Source organism: Mitsuaria sp. GD03876 (assembly GCF_029840635.1).
Lineage (GTDB): Bacteria > Pseudomonadota > Gammaproteobacteria > Burkholderiales > Burkholderiaceae_C > Roseateles.
The window spans coordinates 1-17884 of record NZ_JAOCCU010000006.1; the positions used below are offsets into that span (position 1 = coordinate 1).

Annotated in this window: 16 protein-coding genes; 9 read left to right on the top strand and 7 right to left on the bottom strand. The window is 71.2% G+C overall.

Going from position 1 to position 17884, the window contains the following annotated elements; genetic code table 11:
* Positions 1 to 1269, top strand: a 1269-nt coding sequence (locus tag N5D62_RS05440; RefSeq protein ID WP_279756621.1) for an AMP-binding protein, incomplete at its 5' end; no start/stop codon positions are given.
* A 51-nt stretch (positions 1270 to 1320) separates the two neighbouring features.
* Here N5D62_RS05440 and N5D62_RS05445 read toward each other — a convergent pair.
* Both N5D62_RS05445 and N5D62_RS05450 read right to left on the bottom strand, forming a co-directional pair.
* Entirely contained in the window at positions 1321 to 1743 is a 423-nt protein-coding gene (locus N5D62_RS05445; RefSeq protein WP_279756622.1) for a hypothetical protein, read from the bottom strand.
* Between the two features lie 25 nt (positions 1744 to 1768).
* Complete coding sequence (locus tag N5D62_RS05450; RefSeq protein WP_279756623.1) at positions 1769 to 2236, bottom strand: hypothetical protein; 468 nt, start codon at positions 2234 to 2236, stop codon at positions 1769 to 1771.
* Positions 2237 to 2699: 463 nt separating this feature from the next.
* Between N5D62_RS05450 and N5D62_RS05455 the strand changes: the two genes are divergently transcribed.
* The 3 genes from N5D62_RS05455 to N5D62_RS05465 all read left to right on the top strand — a co-directional run bounded on the left by N5D62_RS05455 (position 2700) and on the right by N5D62_RS05465 (position 6525).
* Positions 2700 to 3320, top strand: a complete 621-nt coding sequence (locus N5D62_RS05455) for a PEP-CTERM sorting domain-containing protein (RefSeq protein ID WP_279756624.1) — start codon at positions 2700 to 2702, stop codon at positions 3318 to 3320.
* 11 nt (positions 3321 to 3331) lie between these two features.
* Positions 3332 to 5524 (top strand): phospholipase C, phosphocholine-specific, encoded by a 2193-nt coding sequence (locus tag N5D62_RS05460; RefSeq protein ID WP_279756625.1) that lies wholly within the window; start codon positions 3332 to 3334, stop codon positions 5522 to 5524.
* A 164-nt stretch (positions 5525 to 5688) separates the two neighbouring features.
* Positions 5689 to 6525, top strand: a complete 837-nt coding sequence (locus tag N5D62_RS05465; RefSeq protein WP_279756626.1) for a hypothetical protein — start codon at positions 5689 to 5691, stop codon at positions 6523 to 6525.
* A gap of 245 nt (positions 6526 to 6770) precedes the next feature.
* Here N5D62_RS05465 and N5D62_RS05470 read toward each other — a convergent pair whose 3' ends face one another.
* The 4 genes from N5D62_RS05470 to N5D62_RS05485 all read right to left on the bottom strand — a co-directional run bounded on the left by N5D62_RS05470 (position 6771) and on the right by N5D62_RS05485 (position 12321).
* Positions 6771 to 8696, bottom strand: coding sequence for a hypothetical protein (locus tag N5D62_RS05470; protein WP_279756627.1), 1926 nt, complete (start codon positions 8694 to 8696; stop codon positions 6771 to 6773).
* 22 nt (positions 8697 to 8718) lie between these two features.
* On the bottom strand, positions 8719 to 10422 hold the full coding sequence (locus N5D62_RS05475; RefSeq protein ID WP_279756628.1) for a molecular chaperone HscC: 1704 nt from the start codon (positions 10420 to 10422) through the stop codon (positions 8719 to 8721).
* A 158-nt stretch (positions 10423 to 10580) separates the two neighbouring features.
* The gene (locus tag N5D62_RS05480) at positions 10581 to 11510 is read right to left on the bottom strand and encodes an SDR family NAD(P)-dependent oxidoreductase (protein ID WP_279756629.1); all 930 of its coding nucleotides are present in this window, start codon (positions 11508 to 11510) and stop codon (positions 10581 to 10583) included.
* Positions 11511 to 11565: 55 nt separating this feature from the next.
* Positions 11566 to 12321: an SDR family oxidoreductase gene (locus N5D62_RS05485; protein WP_279756630.1), complete on the bottom strand. Its 756-nt coding sequence runs from the start codon at positions 12319 to 12321 to the stop codon at positions 11566 to 11568.
* Between the two features lie 166 nt (positions 12322 to 12487).
* On the opposite strand from N5D62_RS05485, the gene N5D62_RS05490 reads away from it, so the two are divergent.
* The 4 genes from N5D62_RS05490 (at position 12488) to N5D62_RS05505 (ending at position 16318) form a co-directional block, all read left to right on the top strand.
* Positions 12488 to 13396 carry a LysR family transcriptional regulator gene (locus N5D62_RS05490; RefSeq protein ID WP_279756632.1) on the top strand — a complete coding sequence of 303 codons (909 nt, stop codon included), beginning with the start codon at positions 12488 to 12490 and terminating at the stop codon, positions 13394 to 13396.
* A gap of 107 nt (positions 13397 to 13503) precedes the next feature.
* Positions 13504 to 13905 (top strand): GntR family transcriptional regulator, encoded by a 402-nt coding sequence (locus N5D62_RS05495; RefSeq protein WP_279756634.1) that lies wholly within the window; start codon positions 13504 to 13506, stop codon positions 13903 to 13905.
* Entirely contained in the window at positions 13902 to 14822 is a 921-nt protein-coding gene (locus N5D62_RS05500; protein WP_279756636.1) for an ABC transporter ATP-binding protein, read from the top strand. Before N5D62_RS05495 ends, N5D62_RS05500 begins: the two co-directional genes overlap by 4 nt.
* Positions 14819 to 16318 carry a hypothetical protein gene (locus N5D62_RS05505; RefSeq protein ID WP_279756637.1) on the top strand — a complete coding sequence of 500 codons (1500 nt, stop codon included), beginning with the start codon at positions 14819 to 14821 and terminating at the stop codon, positions 16316 to 16318. Before N5D62_RS05500 ends, N5D62_RS05505 begins: the two co-directional genes overlap by 4 nt.
* A 16-nt stretch (positions 16319 to 16334) precedes the next feature.
* Here the strand turns inward: N5D62_RS05505 and N5D62_RS05510 are convergent, their stop codons facing one another.
* The gene (locus N5D62_RS05510; protein ID WP_279756638.1) at positions 16335 to 16862 is read right to left on the bottom strand and encodes a flavin reductase family protein; all 528 of its coding nucleotides are present in this window, start codon (positions 16860 to 16862) and stop codon (positions 16335 to 16337) included.
* Between the two features lie 35 nt (positions 16863 to 16897).
* Between N5D62_RS05510 and N5D62_RS05515 the strand changes: the two genes are divergently transcribed.
* The gene (locus N5D62_RS05515) at positions 16898 to 17857 is read left to right on the top strand and encodes a M48 family metallopeptidase (RefSeq protein ID WP_279756639.1); all 960 of its coding nucleotides are present in this window, start codon (positions 16898 to 16900) and stop codon (positions 17855 to 17857) included.
* Positions 17858 to 17884 lie beyond the last annotated feature (27 nt).

The following is a 17884-nucleotide window of genomic DNA, read 5'->3' on the forward strand; positions in this document are numbered from 1 at the left end:
CGCGCGCCGGACCTGGTGCCGTTCGACCATCCGCTGTGGATCGTCTACTCGAGCGGCACGACCGGGCTGCCCAAGCCGATCGTGCACGGCCATGGCGGCGTGCTGCTGGAGATGCTCAAGGGCTCGATCCACAACAACGTCGGCCCGACGGTGCAGACCAGCGACCGCTTCCACTGGTACAGCTCGACGGGCTGGATCATGTGGAACTGCCAGGTCGGCGCGTTGATGGGCGGCACGACGATCTGCCTGTTCGACGGCAGCCCCGCCGGGCCGAAGGACGCGCCGGACTGGAGCACCTTGTGGCGCTTCGCGGCGCGGTCGGGCGCGACCTTCTTCGGCGCGGGCGCGGCGTTCTACGCGAGCTGCCTGAAGGCCGGCGTCGAGCCGATGAGGCACGGTGACCTGAGCCGGCTGCGCGCGATCGGCAGCACCGGCAGCCCGCTGGCGGACGAGAGCTACGACTGGATCTGGGCGAACTGCCCGACAACCGACGGCCAGCCGATCTGGATCTGCATCATCAGCGGCGGGACCGACTTCGCTGGCGCCTTCCTCACCGGGCTGATCACCGAGCCGCTGGTCCGCGGCCAGATGCAGGTGCGCAGCCTGGGCGCGGCGGTGCACGCGTTCTCGGAGGCCGATGAACACGGGCAGGGGCAGCCGCTGATCGACGAGGTCGGCGAGCTGGTCTGCACGCGGCCGATGCCGTCGATGCCGCTGTACTTCTGGGGGGATCCGGACAACGCGCGCTACCTGTCGAGCTACTTCGACATGTACCGCGGCCCCAACGGCGAGGGCATCTGGCGCCATGGCGACTGGCTGCGGATCACGCCGTCGGGCGGCGCGATCATCTACGGGCGCTCGGACGCGACGATCAACCGGCACGGCATCCGGATGGGCACGGCGGAGCTGTACCGCGCGGTGGAGACGCACCCGGAGGTGCTGGACAGCCTGGTCGTCGACCTGGAGTACCTGGGCCGGCCGAGCTGCCTGCTGCTGTTCGTGCAGCTGCGCGACGGGGTGGCGTTGGACGCGGCGCTGCAGCAGCGGCTGCGGGAGTCGATCAAGAAGGCGTTGTCGGCGCGGCATGTGCCGGACGAGATCCATCAGGTCGAGGCGGTGCCGCGGACCTTGTCGGGCAAGAAGATGGAGCTGCCGATCAAGAAGCTGCTGCTCGGCGCCGCCGCGGAGCAGGTCATGAAGCGCGATGCGATGGCGAATGCGGAGGCGGTGGCCTGGTATCAGCGGTTCGCGGCGGAGCGCGCTGGTTGATGCGCCTTCCCGGACAGGGAAGGAGCGATCGCACCATCGCTCCGCAGTCGCTCAGCGGGGTTTGCGCCGGCGCGACCTGTCGGACCGATCAGACTGCTTGCATCGATTGAAGAGACCGTCGATCGACTGGAGTTGAAACGCCGCGAACTGGCGCGGAAGAGGGAGATGAACCTCGTAGTCCGCGAACGTGCGGCGATCCCGCTGTTCTCGAAGCTGCTTGCCAATGGCCCTGGATTGCCGGGCCTGCGCGGGACTGCACCGCCTGTGCGGACACTGCAGGCGGCTGATCAGGCACGCGTGAACGCCATGGATGCCGTTGTCGTCGCCACGTTTGGGCAACTGCCTTTCCCATTCCAAGCAGCGGTAGTAAGCGGCGTAGTAGCCACGGCTGATGGAGGCTCGCAAGGTCGCTTCGTTCGTGCTGGCCGACAGGTGGCGTGCCAGGTCGAGCAGGTCATGGCAATCGATGGGCATGGACGCTTCCCCCAGGGCGGCGACATCAACGAGGGCCGCGGTCGAGCAGCCAGATCTGGAAGCATTCGATGCGCAGGTCACGGCTGGCGAGCACGTCATCGAATCGGTCTTGCCAGACCGAGATGTCCGGGCCGCTGAGCGCCGTATGGATGTCGTATCGAGCCCAGATGTCGCTCTCGTCGTGGTACGTGCACAACCACGGAGATCCTTCGAGCGGGATGTCGTGGTGTTTCATGAACTCGGCGGCCAGGTGCAGTTTCGCCATGACGAGGTCCGGGGCGACGTCGTAACGATCGAGGATCCTCCTCAGCGACGCCGTCGTCGCCTCCCAGTCCGCCATCTCGCATCGCGCGACAAGGCATGGATCCGCCATCTCCTTGAAGAGAACCTGCGGACGGCGAAGCGCCTCCGCCAAGCGCTCGAACGATGCGGAAGCGGGCGCCAAGCAGGCGCTCGGCGGCGCCTCCTGTGCGGAACGGGTATCGACGCTCATGGACAACTCCTTCGTTGCCGGGCCTCTCGACCCGAAGGCACGCAGTGTCGACATGCGGTGAGCGCCTGTCTTTCCTCCGAATTGCGGCCTCGGCGGGGGAACTGATCGGGGGAGGCCATCCCCCACACGCATCCTCATCAGCGCCTCCACGTCAGCGTCCCGCCGGGATCCGGGGGATGACCACCCACGGACGCATCGCGTCACGCCCGACACCGTTGCGCACACCGTCGCAACACCCAGCGTTACATGACGCTCCCGCGTCGGTTCCGCGACGCGCCCCCGCTTCCGGCGACAAGCCCCCCGAGGGCAAGTTCCCGGCCCGGGGATGACACCGACCCTTCACCGGTCTGTCACCCCGCCCTCTGAACATCCGCCGCGCACCGCCGAGCGGGTGCGCCGGCAAGACCTGACCCCGGTGCACCCGCGCGGCGCTTTCCCGACCGCCGACCTCCCTGGAGTTCCCATGCGCAAGCCCCTTGCCCGCTTCTTCGTCCGCGCCTGCCTGCCGCTGCTGCTGGCCGCCGCCGCGCCCTTCGCCTCGGCCACCGTCGTCACCTTCGACGACCTGACCAGCGACGGCCTTCTCCCCGCCAACTACGCCGGCCTCGACTGGTCCGCCAGCTCCTGGTTCCAGTTCGCCGGCGAGCAGGCGCCCTACACCGCCCACTCGGGCGACCGCCGCGCCACCCTCGGCTTCGACGGCAGCAGCGCCACCAGCGCCATCGGCTTCCTCTCGCCCAGCACCTTCCAGGGCGCGTGGTTCGCCGGCTTCGACGGCGTCAACGTCGCCATCGACCTCTACCTCGGCGGCACGCTCGTGGCCTCCACCGCCACGCTGGACCTGGGCGCGACGCCCGCCTTCCTCACCAGCGGCTACGCCGGCCTGGTCGACCGCCTGGTCTTCCGCAGCAGCGATCCCGCCTTCTTCGTCATGGACGACCTGACCTTCACCTCCGCCGTCCCCGAGCCCGCCTCCGGCGCGCTGGCGCTGGGCGGCCTGGCCGTCGCCGCGCTCGTGGTCCGCCGCCGCAAGGCCGCCGCCAACGACACCGCCGCCAACACCGCCGCCAACACCGCCGCTTGAGGAGCTCCGCCATGACGCAGCAGCAACCGCCCCGCCGCCAGTTCCTCCGCGCCGTCGCCACCGCGGCCGGCGCCACCGCCGCGATGACCAGCTTCCCGCCGGCCATCGCCCGCGCGCTGTCCATCAAGGCCGCGGTGCGCACCGGCACGATCCAGGACGTCGAGCACATCGTCATCCTGACCCAGGAGAACCGCTCCTTCGACCACTACTTCGGCACGATGAACGGCGTGCGCGGCTTCGGCGACCCGTTCCCGGCGCCGGTGGCCGACTCGACCAACGTCAAGGGCCGCAACGTCTGGGTCCAGCCCACCGTCAACAACGCCGCGCCCGGCGCCATCGCCCCGTTCCACCTGAACACCGCGCAGAACTTCGCCTTCATGCGCGTCAGCGGCACGCCGCATTCGTGGACCGACGCCCAGGCCGCCTGGGACCATGGCCGCATGAACAACTGGCCCAAGGCCAAGCAGAACCACTCGATGGGCTACTTCAAGGAGCAGGAGCTGCCCTTCCAGTTCGCCCTGGCCAACGCGTTCACGCTGTGCGACGCGTACCACTGCGCCACGCAGACCGGCACCAACACCAACCGCCTGTTCATCTGGACCGGCACCAACGACCCGCTGCGCCAGGGCAACGGTCCGTCCACCGACAACAGCCACGACTGGTTCAACCCGAACCCGCTGGACGACTACACCTGGACCACCTACCCCGAGCGACTGCAGGCGGCCGGCGTCAGCTGGCAGGTCTACCAGAACATGGACGACAACTTCACCGACAACTCGCTGGCCGGGTTCAAGGTGTTCCGCGACGGCTGGTACAACCGCCCGGGCTTCTCGCAGGTGCTCAAGGACCGCGGCATCTCCACGCGCGACCTCGACCTGCTGCGCGACGACGTCATCAACAACCGCCTGCCGGCCGTGTCCTGGGTCGTCGCGACCGCGGAAGGCTCCGAGCATCCCGGCCCGTCGAGCCCCGCGCAGGGCGCCGACTACACCTCCAAGGTGCTGGACGCGCTGACCGCCAATCCCGATGTCTGGGCCAAGACCGTCCTGTTCATCAACTTCGACGAGAACGACGGCTTCTTCGACCACATGCCGCCGCCGGCCGCGCCGTCCTACGTGACCTGGAACGCCAACCCGGCGCAGGCCGTGCTGGCGGGCGCGTCGACCGTCGACACCACCGGCGAGTACTGCGAGATCCTCAACGGCGCCTCCGCGACCTACCTGCACCGGCCCTACGGCATGGGTCCGCGCGTGCCGCTGTACATCGTCTCGCCGTGGAGCAAGGGCGGCTGGGTCAACTCCCAGGTGGCGGACCACACCTCCACGCTGCGCTTCATCGAAGCCCGCTTCGGCGTGTCCGAGCCCAATATCGGCAAGTGGCGCCGGGCGGTCGCGGGCGACCTGACCTCGTGCTTCAACTTCGCCGACCCGGAGGACAGCGAGTTCTTCTCCAAGCTGCCCGCCACCGTCGCGCTGGCCAACAAGGCGCGCGCGCTGCCCGGCACCACCACGCCGCCGGTGCCCGGCGCGCTGTCGCTGCCCACGCAGGCCTCGGGCGTGCGCCCGGCCCGCGCGCTGCCGTATGACCTGCAGGCCACCAGCGCGCTGACGCCCGGCGCCGGCCCGAACGGCACCTCGATCGCGGTGACCTTCCAGAACACCGGCCGCGCGGCCGCCGTGTTCCATGTCTACGACCGCACGCGCCTGACCGAAGTCCCGCGCCGCTACACCGTCGAGGCCGGCAAGCAGCTCAGCGGCAGCTTCGCGCCGCAGGCCACCGGCGCCTACGACCTGTGGATCCTCGGCCCGAACGGCTTCCACCGCCACCTGGCCGGCAACGCGCGCCGTCCGGCCGCGGCGGGCCAGCCCAACCCGGACGTCGTCGCCAAGAGCGCGCCGGCCACCGGCGAACTCGTGCTGTCGCTGGTCAACACCGGCCCGGTCGCCGCGACCTTCACCGTCGCCCACAACAAGTACCAGAGCGTCGCGCCGGTCACCGTGACCGTGGCGCCGCGCAGCAGCAGCGACGTGCGCATCGGCGTGGCGGTCGCGGCGCACTGGTACGACGTGTCGGTGCGGGTCAACGGCCAGGCGGACTTCCTGCGCCGCTTCGCCGGCCACGTCGAGACCGGCGCGCCGTCGGTCAGCGACCCGGCGATGGAAGGCGCGGCCAAGGCGGACCAGTACAAGGTCCAGGGCGCGTGAAGGTGCGCTGAGCGCGCCAGCATTCCCACAGGGGCGGGCAGGACGCGGGAGCGTTCCTTGCCCAGCCCGGGCCTCCCCATGAAAACACGGAGGTCCTCATGTCCGTCATGCGTCTTCGTCTTCAGCGACAACCGCGTCCCGTTCTCCGATCCACCCTCGCCGCAATGGCGACCGCCGCCGCCTTGGGCCTGTCCGCCGCCGGCGCGCACGCGCAGGCGGGCGTCGTGCCGCAGGACGCGGCCGGCTTCACCGAGTACGTCGCCTCGCAGCTGCGACAGCAACTGGGCGAAGGCACTGTCGTCGTGCGCGAGCCGCTGACGCTCGGCATCGCCGATCACCGGACGCGGCTCGACAAGCTGTATGCGGGTTGCCAGGGCAACCGCGGCAACTGCGCCGACGATGTCAACGTGTTCGTGAAGTCGACGACGGAGCAGTTCCGGGCCTCGACGATTCCCGCGACGCGCGAGTCGCTGCGGCTGGCGGTGCGCACGGCGGCGTCGGTGCAGCAGGCGCAGCGCGAGGTCGGCGGCGACGCGACGACCTTCCGTCCGCGGCCGTTCGTCGGTCCGCTGGTGACGGTGCCGGTGTTCGACACGCTGAGGGCCTCGCGGCTGATCAGCGAGAAGGACTACAAGACGCTGAACCTGTCGGTGGACCAGGTGCGCGAGATCGCGCGCAAGAACACCTACGACGCGATGCCGCAGGTGCTGCAGGCGGCCAAGCCGGTGGCGTCGGGCGAGGTGGGCAAGCTCGATGGTCCGGTGCTCGCGACGGGTCGACTCGTGTTCATCGACGACTGGAAGCCGCTGGCCGAGGCGCAGAAGGGCAAGTTGATCGTGGCCGCGCCGGCCAACGACACGGTGCTGTATGTCAGCGATGACGACGCCGCGTCGCTGGACGCGTTGCGCGCGCAGATGCGGGAGATCAAGGGCAAGACGGCGAATCCGTTGACCGACGTCCTGCTGCGCTGGTCGCCGTCGGGCTGGGCGCCGATTCCCTGATCAACGCTTGTTCCGGACATCGTCCCGACCCGAAGGCCCGACCCGGAGGCCCGACCCGGAGGCCCGACCCGAGGGCCCGATCCGGAGGTCCGATGCGAGGTTCCGACCCGATGTTCTCGGTTGGAGTTCGACGGAAGTTCTCGGTTCGGAGGCGGAGGGAGGCGGGGCGGTTGGCGGCGATTTGCGGAGCTTGCGGGAGCGTATGAGCCGACGGCCGCCCCGCCTCCCGCAGCCGGAGCGATCGATCAGGAGCCGGAGCCGGAGCCGGAGCGGGAGTGGAAGAGTTTCCGCCCGATCCACCACCCTGCGCGTTGTGCTGCGAGGCCGAAGGCGAGGGTGAGGTAGAGCGCCCCGACCAGGATCAATGCGCGGGGTGTTCGCGCGGTATCGGCGAGGAAGCTGCTGGTTCCGGAGTAGGCGATGGTGATGGCGCCGAGGGTGAGTCGCATGCCGCTGATGCTGGCGAGCCAGCTCATCATTGTGGGCAGTCCGATGGTGAGCAGGGCGAGCATGGCTTTGGCGCCGCCTGTGGGCCAGCGTGGCTGGATGCGGAAGTCTGGGTTGGGGACGTACAGGCGCAGGCGATAGATGCTGGTGCCGGCGGAGACCCAGGCGGCCAGGAGGCCGGCGCCGAGGAGGTTTGTCGAGGGCAGGGTCAGGACGAGGAAGCCCCAGAGCGCGGTCGCGGTGACGACGAGGTGCAGGGGCCCTTTGAGGCCGAGCAGGATGCCGGCGATCAGCACGATGACGCCGCCGATGGCGATGGCGGCGCCGACGTCGCCCTGGATCAGGGGGGCGCCTTCGAGCGCCGCGCCGCCCAGCGCGAAGGCGGCGGCGCCGACCCATGGCGAGGCTTTTTCCCAGCGGCCGCCGGAGAGGGCGGTCTTCAGCCAGTCGGGCAGGGCGTCGCGCAGGAAGTCGAGCACGCGGCAGACCAGGCCCATCGCGGTGCAGAAGATGACCAGCGACATCAGGGCGGAGAGGCCGCGCTCGAACGCCGCGCCTGGCTCGTGGCGCAGGGCCAGGTCGAGTGCCGCGACCAGCGCGGCGATGTGCACCACCGCGAGGTTGCGGACGCGGCCGATGACCTTGTTGACGGCGGTGATCTCGGCTTCGTCGAGGCCGAAGCGGCGCAGCAGCTGCCAGCCGGCCCATTGCAGGTGCAGCAGCAGCGCATGGCCCATCAGCAGCGCGCCGAAGAAGGCCTTGATTTGGTCGAGGTCGCTTTGGGATCCCGCCAGTTGCGCGACGCGGACCGATGGGCCGAATTCGGCCAGCGTGTCCGGGTCGGTGATCGGCATCGGACGGCGGTCGAGCACTTCCGCCAGCGCGGCCATCCGTTCGGCGCCGAGCAGCCGCTCGGTGCGGAAGTCGCGTGACCAGTCGAAGTGGTCGCGCAGCAGGTCGAGGAGGGCGCCGGGCAGGTGGTCTTGCAGCGCGATCGCCAGGTCGGCGAAGCGCGCCGAGGCTTCGACCTGCGACGCCAGCGGCAGCTCGCCGAGGGCGACGCGCAGGGCGGGCAGCGCCGCCTCGACCTTCGCGGGGCCGCGCTTGAGCAGGTCGACGAGGTCGTTGCACAGCGCTTCGGGCGTCGGGCCTTGCGGCATCGGCATCGCCAAGGGCGGCGGTGCCGGACGCTCGGCGCGCGGACGGGGGATCGGTGGCGGCGCCGGCGGCAGTGGCGGTGGGGGCGGAGGTTCCCGGTCCAGCATCGCCACGTCCGCGTCGTCGACAGGAACGGGAATCTCGGTGGTGGGCGATCCCGCCGTCGCGGGAATGGGCGTCGGCGCGTCGGCGACGAGGGGCTCGACATGGGTCCGGGACTCGACGACCCGCGGCGGCGCCATCGCCTCCACAGGCGTCGCCGCCGCCGGCTCGGTGTCCCCTGCTGTCCGCAGCGCCTCCGACGTGTTCGCCGTGCCGCCGTCCGCCTCGGCGGCCGCGGCCGCCTCCGCCGCGGCTTCCGCGGCCATCGCCTGCTGCCGCCGCGCGAAGGCGACCAGCCGGTCATAGGCCTCGCGCAGCGCCTGGTAGGCCTGCGCGTCGTCGTCCGGCCGCGTCTTGCGCAGCGTCTTCGCGTACGCGCGCTTGATCTCGACCAGGTCGGTGCTGGGAGCCTCCAGTCCGACGCGTTCGCAGTCTTCCTGCCAGTCGTTCATCCAGGACGTCATCGCCGCGCTCCGCGTCCAGGCTTCAGAAGCGGAAACCGCCGTCGATGCTGTCCAGCGCCTCGCGCAGCCGCTGGCGGCCCTGGCGGATCGCCCGCGGGTCCTGCGCGTCGAGCACCTGCTCGAACTCGCTCAGCCAGGCCTGGATCGCGTTGCGCTGTTCGCCGAGCCGGTCCTCGTAAAGCCGCTTGGCGCGCTCCACCAGGTAGCGGTTTTCCTCTTCCTCGCGCGGATGGCGCTTGAGCGCGCGCAGCTGCAGCAGCGCCTCGGCGATCTGCGCTTCGCTCATCTCGGTGGCGGTGTTGCGGATCAGCGTGCTGGCGGTGCGTCCGCCCTGCACGTCACGCACGTCGACCTCCAGCAGCCCGTTGGCGTCGTAGGTGAAGCGGACCTCGATCGCCGCGTCGCCCGCGGGCAGCGGCGGCACCTCGATGTCGAGCTTGCCCAGGTGCAGGTTGTCGCTGCCGAGCGGCGACTCGCCCTGGCGGATGTCGAGTTCCACCACCTTCTGGTTGTCGGAGACGGTGCAGTAGCGCTCCATCCGCGACACCGGCACCGGCGTGTTGCGCTCGATGATCGGGCTGAAGCGGTCGCCGATGCGTTGCTGGCCGACCTGCTGCGACGTGATCACGCCCAGCGAGAACGGCATCACGTCCGTCAGCACCACCTCGTCCAGCGCCGCGTCGCGCGCCTTCAAACCGGCCTGCACCGCCGCGCCCTGCGCGATCGCCTGGTCCGGATCGATGGTGCGCAGCGGCAGCCGCTGGAACAGCCGCGTGATCATCTGGCGGACCATCGGCATGCGCGTCGCGCCGCCGACCAGCACCACCTCGTCCAGCGCCGACGGTGACAGCTGCGCGTCCTGCAGCGCGCGCTCGATCGGGCGGCGCAGGCGCTGCAGCAGGTCGGCGGTGGCGGTCTCGAAGTCGGCGCGGGTCAGCTCGAGCTCGGCGCGGCGGCCGTCCAGCATCAGGCCCATCGTGGCCGTGTCGCGCTCGCTCAGGTCGCGCTTGGCCTGCTCGGCCGCGCGCCACCACAGGGCGGGGTCCTTCTGCAGCCGCTCGCGGTCGGCCAGCGACAGCGCGCCGCAGCGCTCGATGAACAGCTTGCCGATCGCGTGGGCGAAGTCCTCGCCGCCCAGCCGCGTGTCGCCGGCGCTGGCGCGCACCTCGACGACGCCGTCGAAGTACTCCAGCACCGACACGTCGAAGGTGCCGCCCCCCAGGTCGAAGACCAGGAAGGTGCTGTTGTCGGGCCGGTCCTGCAGGCCGTAGGCCAGGCCGGCGGCGGTCGGTTCGTTGAGCAGCCGCTCGACCTTCAGCCCGGCGAGCTCGCCGGCGGTGCGGGTGGCGCGGCGCTGGGCCTCGTTGAAGTAGGCGGGGACGGTGATGACGGCCTCGGTGACCGGTTCGCCTAGGAAGGCCTCGGCGTCCGCCTTCAGCGCCTGCAGCACCAGCGCGGACAGCTCCTCGGCACGGAAGGCCTTGTCGCCGAGCTTGACGGTGCGCTCGGTCCCCATCCAGCGCTTGAACGCCTGCGCGGCGCGCGCCGGATCGGTGGCGGCGCGTTCCCGGGCGGCCAGGCCGACGATCAGCTTGCCGGTCTCGTCGATCGCCACGGCCGACGGGGTCGAGAAGTCGCCCAGGGTGTTGGGGATCAGCTGGGGACGGCCGTCGCGGAAGACGGCGATGAGGCTGTTGGTCGTGCCGAGGTCGATGCCGACGATCATGGGCGTGTGCGGGGGCCGGAGGTTGCGCGGACCAGGCCGCGGTCCCGCGGGAGCGCGGGGCGGCGGCAGGATATCAGCGCCCCGACGCCGGCCGCGACCCGGAGGGATACCGATCCCCCGCAAGGGCGAGCGATCCGTGAGGGATCGCCCGCGTCGGCTCACACCGCGGTCGCGCCCGCGTTGCGCACCGTCAACAGGTCGCCCAGCTGGACGCGGCGCAGGAACTCGGCGCGGATCCGGTCGGCGACCGCGCTGACCGTCTCGCTGCCGTCGTCCGACGGGTCGATGTGGACCCGGAACGGGCGCTTGCCGAACGGCGCATCGACCACCCGGACCACCGCGCGCGCCACCTCCGTCGGATCGGCGTCGGCGGGCTCGGCCGCGGCGAGGTTGGTCATGATCTCGTGGGCCAGGCCCTGGGTCGCGCCGGTGTCGTAGGCGGCGGCGCGTTCGGCGTCGGCCGGCGCGCCCGAGTGGACGAAGTGGTTCGTTCCCTTGGTGAAGGCGCCCGGCACCACGATGGCCGTCTCGATCCCCCAGCGCGCCAGTTCCCCGGCGTAGCTGACGGCGACCGCGTCCATCGCGGCCTTGGCCGCGAAGTACGGCGCCAGGTAGGGCGGCGTGCCGCCGCGGGTGCTGCTGCTGCCGATCCACAGCAGCAGGCCGCGGCCCTGGCGGCGCAGTTGCGGCAGCGCCGCGCGGTTGACCCGCTGCGCGCCGATCACGTTCACGTCGTAGAGCTGCGCGAACTGCTCGGGCAGGAAGGCTTCCGTCGGGCCGAAGGCCATGTGGCCGGCGTTGTGCATCACGACGTCGAGCCGGCCCTGCTCGGCCACGATGCGGGCGATGGCGGCGTCGGCGGAGTCCTGGGATTGCACGTCCAGTTCCAGCGCGTGCAGCTGGACGCCGTGCTCGGCGGCATGGGCCTGGACGGCCGCGACCTGCGGCGCGTTGCGGCCCTGCGTGGCGCGCATGCTGGCATAGACGACGTGGCCGGCCTCGGCCAGCGCGCGGGCGCTCATCGCGCCGAAACCGCTCGAGGCGCCGGTGACGAGGATGACCTGGGGAGTGGGCTTCTGGGTGTTCATGACGATGCTCCGGAGGGGGAAGTCGGAAGGACAGGGGGCGGTCGATGGGGGGCGATCAGGCGAAGCCGCCGTTGGCGCGCAGCACCTGGCTGTTGATCCAACCGCCGTCGGGGCCGGCGAGGAAGGACACGGCGTTGGCGATGTCCTCGGGCGTGCCCAGGCGTTCCAGCGGCGCGATGCGGGCGACCTGGTCGACCTGCTCCTGCGACTTGCCCTTGAAGAACAGCTCGGTGCCGACCGGGCCTGGCGCGACCGCGTTGACGGTGATCGAGCGGCCGCGCAGCTCGTTGGCAAGCACGTGGACCAGGCCTTCGACGCCGGCCTTGGCGGCGATGTACGGGCCGTAGTTCGGGAAGGACTTGGCGATCACGCTGGTCGACAGCGCCACGATGCGGCCGCCGGCGGCGACCTTCTCGGCGGCGTGGGCCAGCACCAGGAAGGCGCCGCGCAGGTTGGTGTCGATGACCTGGTCGAAGGTGGCCAGGCTGGCCGGCGCGATCGGCGCCATGGGCATCACGCCGGCGCTGTGCACGACGGCGTCGACGCGGCCGAAGCGGCGCAGCGTCTCGTCGAACAGCGCGGCGACCTGACCGGCGTCGGACACGTCGGCCTGGACGGCGACGGCGCGGCCGCCGGCGGATTCGATCGCGGCGACGGTCTCCTGCGCCGCGGCGGCATTGCCGGCGTAGTTGACGACGACCGCGTAGCCGTCGGCGGCCAGCCGCGTGGCGATGGCCTTGCCGATGCCGCGCGAGGCGCCGGTGACGATGGCGGTGCGGATCGGGGAAGAGGTGGTGGCGGGGGTGGTCATGGTGGGCTCCAGGGTTGAAGTGGGGTGCAGAGGTCGGGTCGCGGTGGGGAGGCATTCCCGGTGGCGATGGAACGAATTCTGGTTATTGGCCGCCTTCGGATAAAGGCGCCACAATCGACTTGTTAATTCAACCCAGCTCAACAAAAGTGCGAGAGGATCCCTGCCCATGGACCGCTTCGACACCCTTCAGCTCTTCACCCGGATCGTGGAGCTGCGCAGCTTCACGCAGGCCGCCGCGCAACTGGACATTCCCCGCGCGAGCGCCACCCATGCGATCAAGGCGCTGGAGGCGCGGCTGGGCACGCGGCTACTGGACCGCACGACCCGCGACGTGCGGCCGACGCTGGACGGCCAGGCGTATTACGAGCGCTGCGTGCTGGTGCTCAATGAGCTCGACGATGCCGAGGCCTCGCTCAAGCAGGTGGCGTCGAATCCGCGCGGCGTGCTGCGGGTGGACATGCATGGCGCGCATGCGACGCACATCGTGTTGCCGCGCATCGACGAGTTCCGCGCCCGGTTCCCGCAGATCGAGCTGGTGGTCAGCGGCGGGGACCGGCTGGTCGATCTGGTGCGCGAGGGCGTGGACTGCGTGCTGCGCGCGGGCACGCCGCGCGATTCGACGCTGGTGGCGCGCCGGTTGGCGTCGATGCCGCAGGTGCTGTGCGCGAGTCCGGATTACCTCGCGCGGGCTGGGACACCGCGGCATCCCGATGACCTGCCGTGGCATCAGACGGTGCGCTTCTTCGCCAGCGGCGGCGGGGCGGACTATCCGGTGGAGCTGACCGTCGACGGGCAGTTGCGTCGGTATCAGCTGCCGGGGTGGATCTCGGTCAACGACGCGCAGAACTACGTCACCTGCGCGCTGCGCGGCTGCGGGTTGATCCAGCTGCCACGGTTTCACGTCGAGCAGGAGCTGGACGAGGGGCGGTTGGTCGAGGTGTTGGCGGACTGGGAGAGTCCGCCGATGACGCTCTCCGCGCTGTACCCGCAGCACCGCCAGCTGTCGCCGCGCGTGCGGGTGTTCGTGGACTGGGTGGCGCAGTTGTATGGGGAGAAGTTCGGCGCAGCGGCTTGAGGACTCGGTGATACCCCGCAGTCTCGGACTTGACGCTCCTCGTCCATGTGTATTACTGTACCGATACACGCAAACGACGCCCCGCCTTTCACCGCCCCGCCCGCCCCGTGGACCCCGACCTGATCTTCACCATCAACCCCGGCTCCCCCGAGCCGATCTACCGCCAGCTGGTGGACCAGCTGCGCCGCCGCGTGGCCAGCGGCCAGCTGGTGGCGGGCCAGGAGATCCCCTCGGTGCGTGAACTGGCGCAGGTGCTGGCGGTGAACCCGATGACGGTGTCCAAGGCCTTCGGCCTGATGGAGGCCGAGGGCCTGGTGGAGCGCCGCCGCGGGCTGCCGATGGTGGTAGCGGCGCAGCACCAGAAGGCGATGAAGACGCGTGGCCGCGTCGAGCTGCTGCGGCCCACGCTGGAGAAGGCCGCCGCCGAGGCGCGGCAGCTGGAGTTGCCGCCAGAACAGGTGCTGTCGCTGTTCAAGGCGCTGCTGGAGGACAAGGGAGAGACGCGATGACACAGACGCTGACGATGGACCTGGCCGCGACGCGCGCCGACGAGGCCGCCGGCGCGCCGCCGGTCCAGGCGACCGGCCTGCGGGTCGACTTCAAGGGCCAGCCGGGCGTGCTGGCCGGGCTGGACTGGACGCTGGCGCCGGGCCAGGTCGTCGGCCTGCTGGGTCGCAACGGCGCCGGCAAGACCACGCTGCTGGAGACGCTGCTCGGCCTGCGCGAGCCGGAGGCCGGCGAGGTCCGCCTGTTCGGCCAGCCCGCGCTGATGCCGGACGACGCGCTGCGGGCGCGGCTGGGCTACGTGCCGCAGCAGTCCGCGCTGTTCGAGGACTTCCAGGCCGGCGACCTGCTGCGCTACTTCCGCAGCTTCTACCCGCGCTGGAACGACGCCAAGGTCGACGGCCTGATGTCGCGCTGGGACATCCCGCGCGATCGTCGCGTCGGCCAGCTGTCGCAGGGGCAGCAGCAGCGCCTGTCGATCGTGCGGGCGCTGGCGCACGAGCCGGACCTGCTGGTGCTGGACGAGCCCGTCGCCAGCCTCGACGCGGCCGGGCGGCGCGATTTCCTGCGCGAGCTCGTCGACCAGGTGCTGGACCGCGGCACGACGGTGCTGTTCTCCACCCACATCCTGTCCGACCTGGAACGCGTGGCCTTCAACATCGCCTTCCTCAGCCGCGGCCGCATCGCGCTGCAGGCGCCGCTGGACGTGTTGTCGGACGAGGTCCGGCTGCTGGCCGGGCCGATCGGCCGGCTGCAGGCCGCCGTCGACACGCATGGCGGCCAGGTGCTGAGCCGCCGCGACCTGGGCGAGCAGCCGCGTTGGCTGGTGCGTTTCCCCGGCGGCCGCGTGCCCGAGGCCGACGCGGCGCTCCATTGCGAGGCGCTGAACCTCGAGGACCTGTTCCTGGAGCTGACGCAATGAACGCCGCGCTGCCGCTGCCCGGCGTCGGCGGCCATGGCGCGGTGTTCCGCGCGGTGGCGCGCAAGGTCGGCCGCCTGTGGTGGCTGGCGCTGCCGGTGCTGGGCGCGACCGGCCTGGCCACGATGAGCGGCAAGCCAAAGGTCGTCGCGGTCGCCTTCGCGGTGGCCGCGGCCATCGCGCTGCAGCTGATGTGGTGGGCCGCCGCCAGCGCGCTGGTGAGCTTGAACGACCCGTTGTCCGCGCGATTGGTGCCGGGCCAGGTGCGGCGTCTGCGCGAGGTCGCGGTGGGGCTGATGCTGGTGCTGGCCGTGGCCTGCGGCGCGCTGCTGGGCTCAGCGACTGGGCATGAGCTCGCGATCATCAGCGGCTGCGCGGTCGCGATGCTGGCCTTCGTCGCCTGCCTGCGCTGGCCGAACCTGTGGATCGCGTTCTGGTTCACGCCAGCGATGTTCTCCTCCACCCTGCACGACATGGCGCTGACGAAGGCGCTGGTCGCCTTCGCGCGGGATTGGTACCAGGCCGAGGCGCTGACGCAGACGGCCGTGGTGCTGCTCCTTGCCGGCATGGCGCTGTGGCGTCTGTTCCAGGACGGCGGCTCCGCGCATGCGCAGTCCTGGGGCCGATCGCGGCGCTGGCGCGAGACGATGTCGATGCAGCGCGGCGGCGGCGCGGCACGCATCGCCTGCCCGCGCGGGCCCCTCGCGCCATTGGCGCGGCTGTTCCAGTGGGGTCATCCGCTGTGGCGCGAGCACCTGCTGCGCACCGCCCGACCGACCGCGGCCAGCGTCGCCGCCCGGGCCGACTTCGCGGTGCTGCGCGGCCTGCACTGGTCGGCCAGCGGCTCGACCTCGATCGTGATCCTGGGCTTCTTCCTGATCGCCGAGATCGTCTTGCTGATCACGATCCCCGACCGCGCGGAGCGGGTGATCCGTGGCGCGCTGCCCGGCGTGTCGATCGGGCTGATGAGCTCGATGATGGCGCCGCTGTTCGGCCTGGCCACGACGCTGCTCCAGATGCGCCGCGAGCAGGCGCTGCTGCTGCTGGTCCCCGGCATGCCGCGCGGCTCCGCGATGAACCGGCAGCTGGCCTTCCGTCTGCTGCGCCAATACCTGGGCGTGTGGGCCGTGGCCGTCGGCGCGGTCCTGACGATGGGCGCGCTGGTGCCGGGCGATACCTCGGCCTTCGACGCCCGGATGCTCGGCCTGCACGCCGCCGCGGTGGCGCTGCCGGCCGGCCTGCTGCTGTGGCGCGACTGGTCGCGCCAAGCGCCGCTCAGCGGCGGCCGCGTGGCCACGCGGACGATGGCGATGCTGTTGCTGATGGGCCTGAGCGGCGCGGCCAGCGGCTACTGGGAGTTCTCGCCGCTGTGGACGCTCGCGGCTTCGGTGCTGCTCACGGTGGCGGTGGGCGCGTGGCGCTGGCGCGCGCTGGACCGGCTGGCGCCGTTCTGGCCGGTCGGCCGCCATGGCGGCGGCGAGGACCCGGGCCGCGCCTGAGGCGCGCGCGCCGGGCTCAGATCGGCAGCTCGGTGTAGTAGCGGCCGCCGTGGAAGATCAGCGGCTGCGCGTGCTCGGCACGGCTGCAGGCCTCGACCTCGCCGACGAAGATGACGTGGTCGCCTTCCTCGTACTGGCTGCGGTTGGCGCATTCGAAGACCGCGGCGCAGCCCTCCAGCACCGGCGCGCCGCCGCAGCCCTCGCGGAAGGCCACGCCGGCGAAGCGGTCGATGTCGCGCGTGGCGAAGCGCTGCGCGAGCTCTTTCTGGTCGGCCGCCAGGATGTTGATCGCGTAGTGCGAGCCGCGGCTGAACACCGGCATCGAGCCCGCGCGCCGCGCCAGGCTCCACAGCACCAGCGGCGGCGTCAGCGACACGGAGTTGAAGGAATTGGCGGTCAGCCCGACCAGGGTGCCGTCGTCGGCGCGCGCGGTGACGATGGTGACGCCGGTGGCGAACATGCCCAGCGCGGCACGGAACTGCTGCGGGTCTAGCGGCGAGGTGGCGCAGGCCGGGGACGGCGTGATCAGGGGCGGCTGGGACATGATGGGAGGCATTGTCGCCTCCCTAGAATCCCGCCATGGCTGATGCTGACTTCTCCCCCGATGCCGACGTTCATCTGCCGTCGGCGCCCCTGTACGGATTCGGACGCTGTGACTGCCGCGCCTGCGGCGGCGACGGCGCGCCCCGCCAGCCGGCGCGGCGGCTGTTCACCGGGCTGCTCGCCGCCGGCGGCGTGAGCGCGATGACGCCGGCCTGGGCGCAGGAAGGCGTCGATGTCGGCAAGCAAAGCCGCTTCACCAAGCTGATCTCCGCCGAACAGGTCGAGGCCGCGGCGCAGCAGCAGTACGCGCAGATGACGCGCCAGGCCCAGTCGCAGAAGGCGCTGGCGCCGGCCACCCATCCGCAGGTGGTCCGCCTGCGGGCGATCGCGCAGCGGATCATCCCGTTCGCCGGCGCCTGGAACCCGCGCGCGCAGCAGTGGCGCTGGGAAGTGAACCTGATCGGCAGCCGCGAGCTCAACGCGTTCTGCATGCCGGGCGGGAAGATCGCGTTCTATTTCGGCATCCTGCAGCAGCTGCAGCTCAACGACGACGAGGTCGCGATGATCATGGGCCACGAGATGGCCCATGCGCTGCGGGAACACGCGCGCGAGCGCATGGGCAAGACGGCGGCGACCAACGGCGCGATCGAGCTCGGCGCGGCGCTGCTGGGGCTGGGCAACGTGGGCCGCGGCATCGCCAACATCGGCGGCCAGCTGCTGACGCTGACCTTCAGCCGCGAGGACGAGAGCGAAGCCGACCTGGTCGGCATGGACCTGGCGGCGCGCGCGGGCTACAACCCGCGGGCTGGCGTCTCGCTGTGGCAGAAGATGGGACAGGCCAGCAAGGGCGCGCCGCCGCAGTTCCTGTCGACGCACCCGTCGGGCCCGACGCGGATCCGCGACATCGAACGCACGCTGCCGCGCGTCGAGGGCCTCTACGCCCGGGCGCCCAAGCCGACGCAGCGTTTCCAGCCGCCGGAACCCGCGAAGTCGTAACAGCCGGATGACGTGACGGCCTGACCC

Bases quoted from the DNA above. Each gene is read 5' to 3' on its own strand.
- N5D62_RS05490 (WP_279756632.1), top strand. From the start codon at position 12,488: ATGGACCGCTTCGACACCCTTCAGCTCTTCACCCGGATCGTGGAGCTG.
- N5D62_RS05485 (WP_279756630.1), bottom strand. From the start codon at position 12,321: ATGACCACCCCCGCCACCACCTCTTCCCCGATCCGCACCGCCATCGTC.
- N5D62_RS05465 (WP_279756626.1), top strand. From the start codon at position 5,689: ATGGCGACCGCCGCCGCCTTGGGCCTGTCCGCCGCCGGCGCGCACGCG.
- N5D62_RS05515 (WP_279756639.1), top strand. From the start codon at position 16,898: ATGGCTGATGCTGACTTCTCCCCCGATGCCGACGTTCATCTGCCGTCG.
- N5D62_RS05480 (WP_279756629.1), bottom strand. From the start codon at position 11,510: ATGAACACCCAGAAGCCCACTCCCCAGGTCATCCTCGTCACCGGCGCC.
- N5D62_RS05450 (WP_279756623.1), bottom strand. From the start codon at position 2,236: ATGAGCGTCGATACCCGTTCCGCACAGGAGGCGCCGCCGAGCGCCTGC.
- N5D62_RS05470 (WP_279756627.1), bottom strand. From the start codon at position 8,696: ATGACGTCCTGGATGAACGACTGGCAGGAAGACTGCGAACGCGTCGGA.
- N5D62_RS05445 (WP_279756622.1), bottom strand. From the start codon at position 1,743: ATGCCCATCGATTGCCATGACCTGCTCGACCTGGCACGCCACCTGTCG.
- N5D62_RS05460 (WP_279756625.1), top strand. From the start codon at position 3,332: ATGACGCAGCAGCAACCGCCCCGCCGCCAGTTCCTCCGCGCCGTCGCC.
- N5D62_RS05510 (WP_279756638.1), bottom strand. From the start codon at position 16,862: ATGTCCCAGCCGCCCCTGATCACGCCGTCCCCGGCCTGCGCCACCTCG.
- N5D62_RS05455 (WP_279756624.1), top strand. From the start codon at position 2,700: ATGCGCAAGCCCCTTGCCCGCTTCTTCGTCCGCGCCTGCCTGCCGCTG.
- N5D62_RS05500 (WP_279756636.1), top strand. From the start codon at position 13,902: ATGACACAGACGCTGACGATGGACCTGGCCGCGACGCGCGCCGACGAG.
- N5D62_RS05505 (WP_279756637.1), top strand. From the start codon at position 14,819: ATGAACGCCGCGCTGCCGCTGCCCGGCGTCGGCGGCCATGGCGCGGTG.
- N5D62_RS05475 (WP_279756628.1), bottom strand. From the start codon at position 10,422: ATGATCGTCGGCATCGACCTCGGCACGACCAACAGCCTCATCGCCGTC.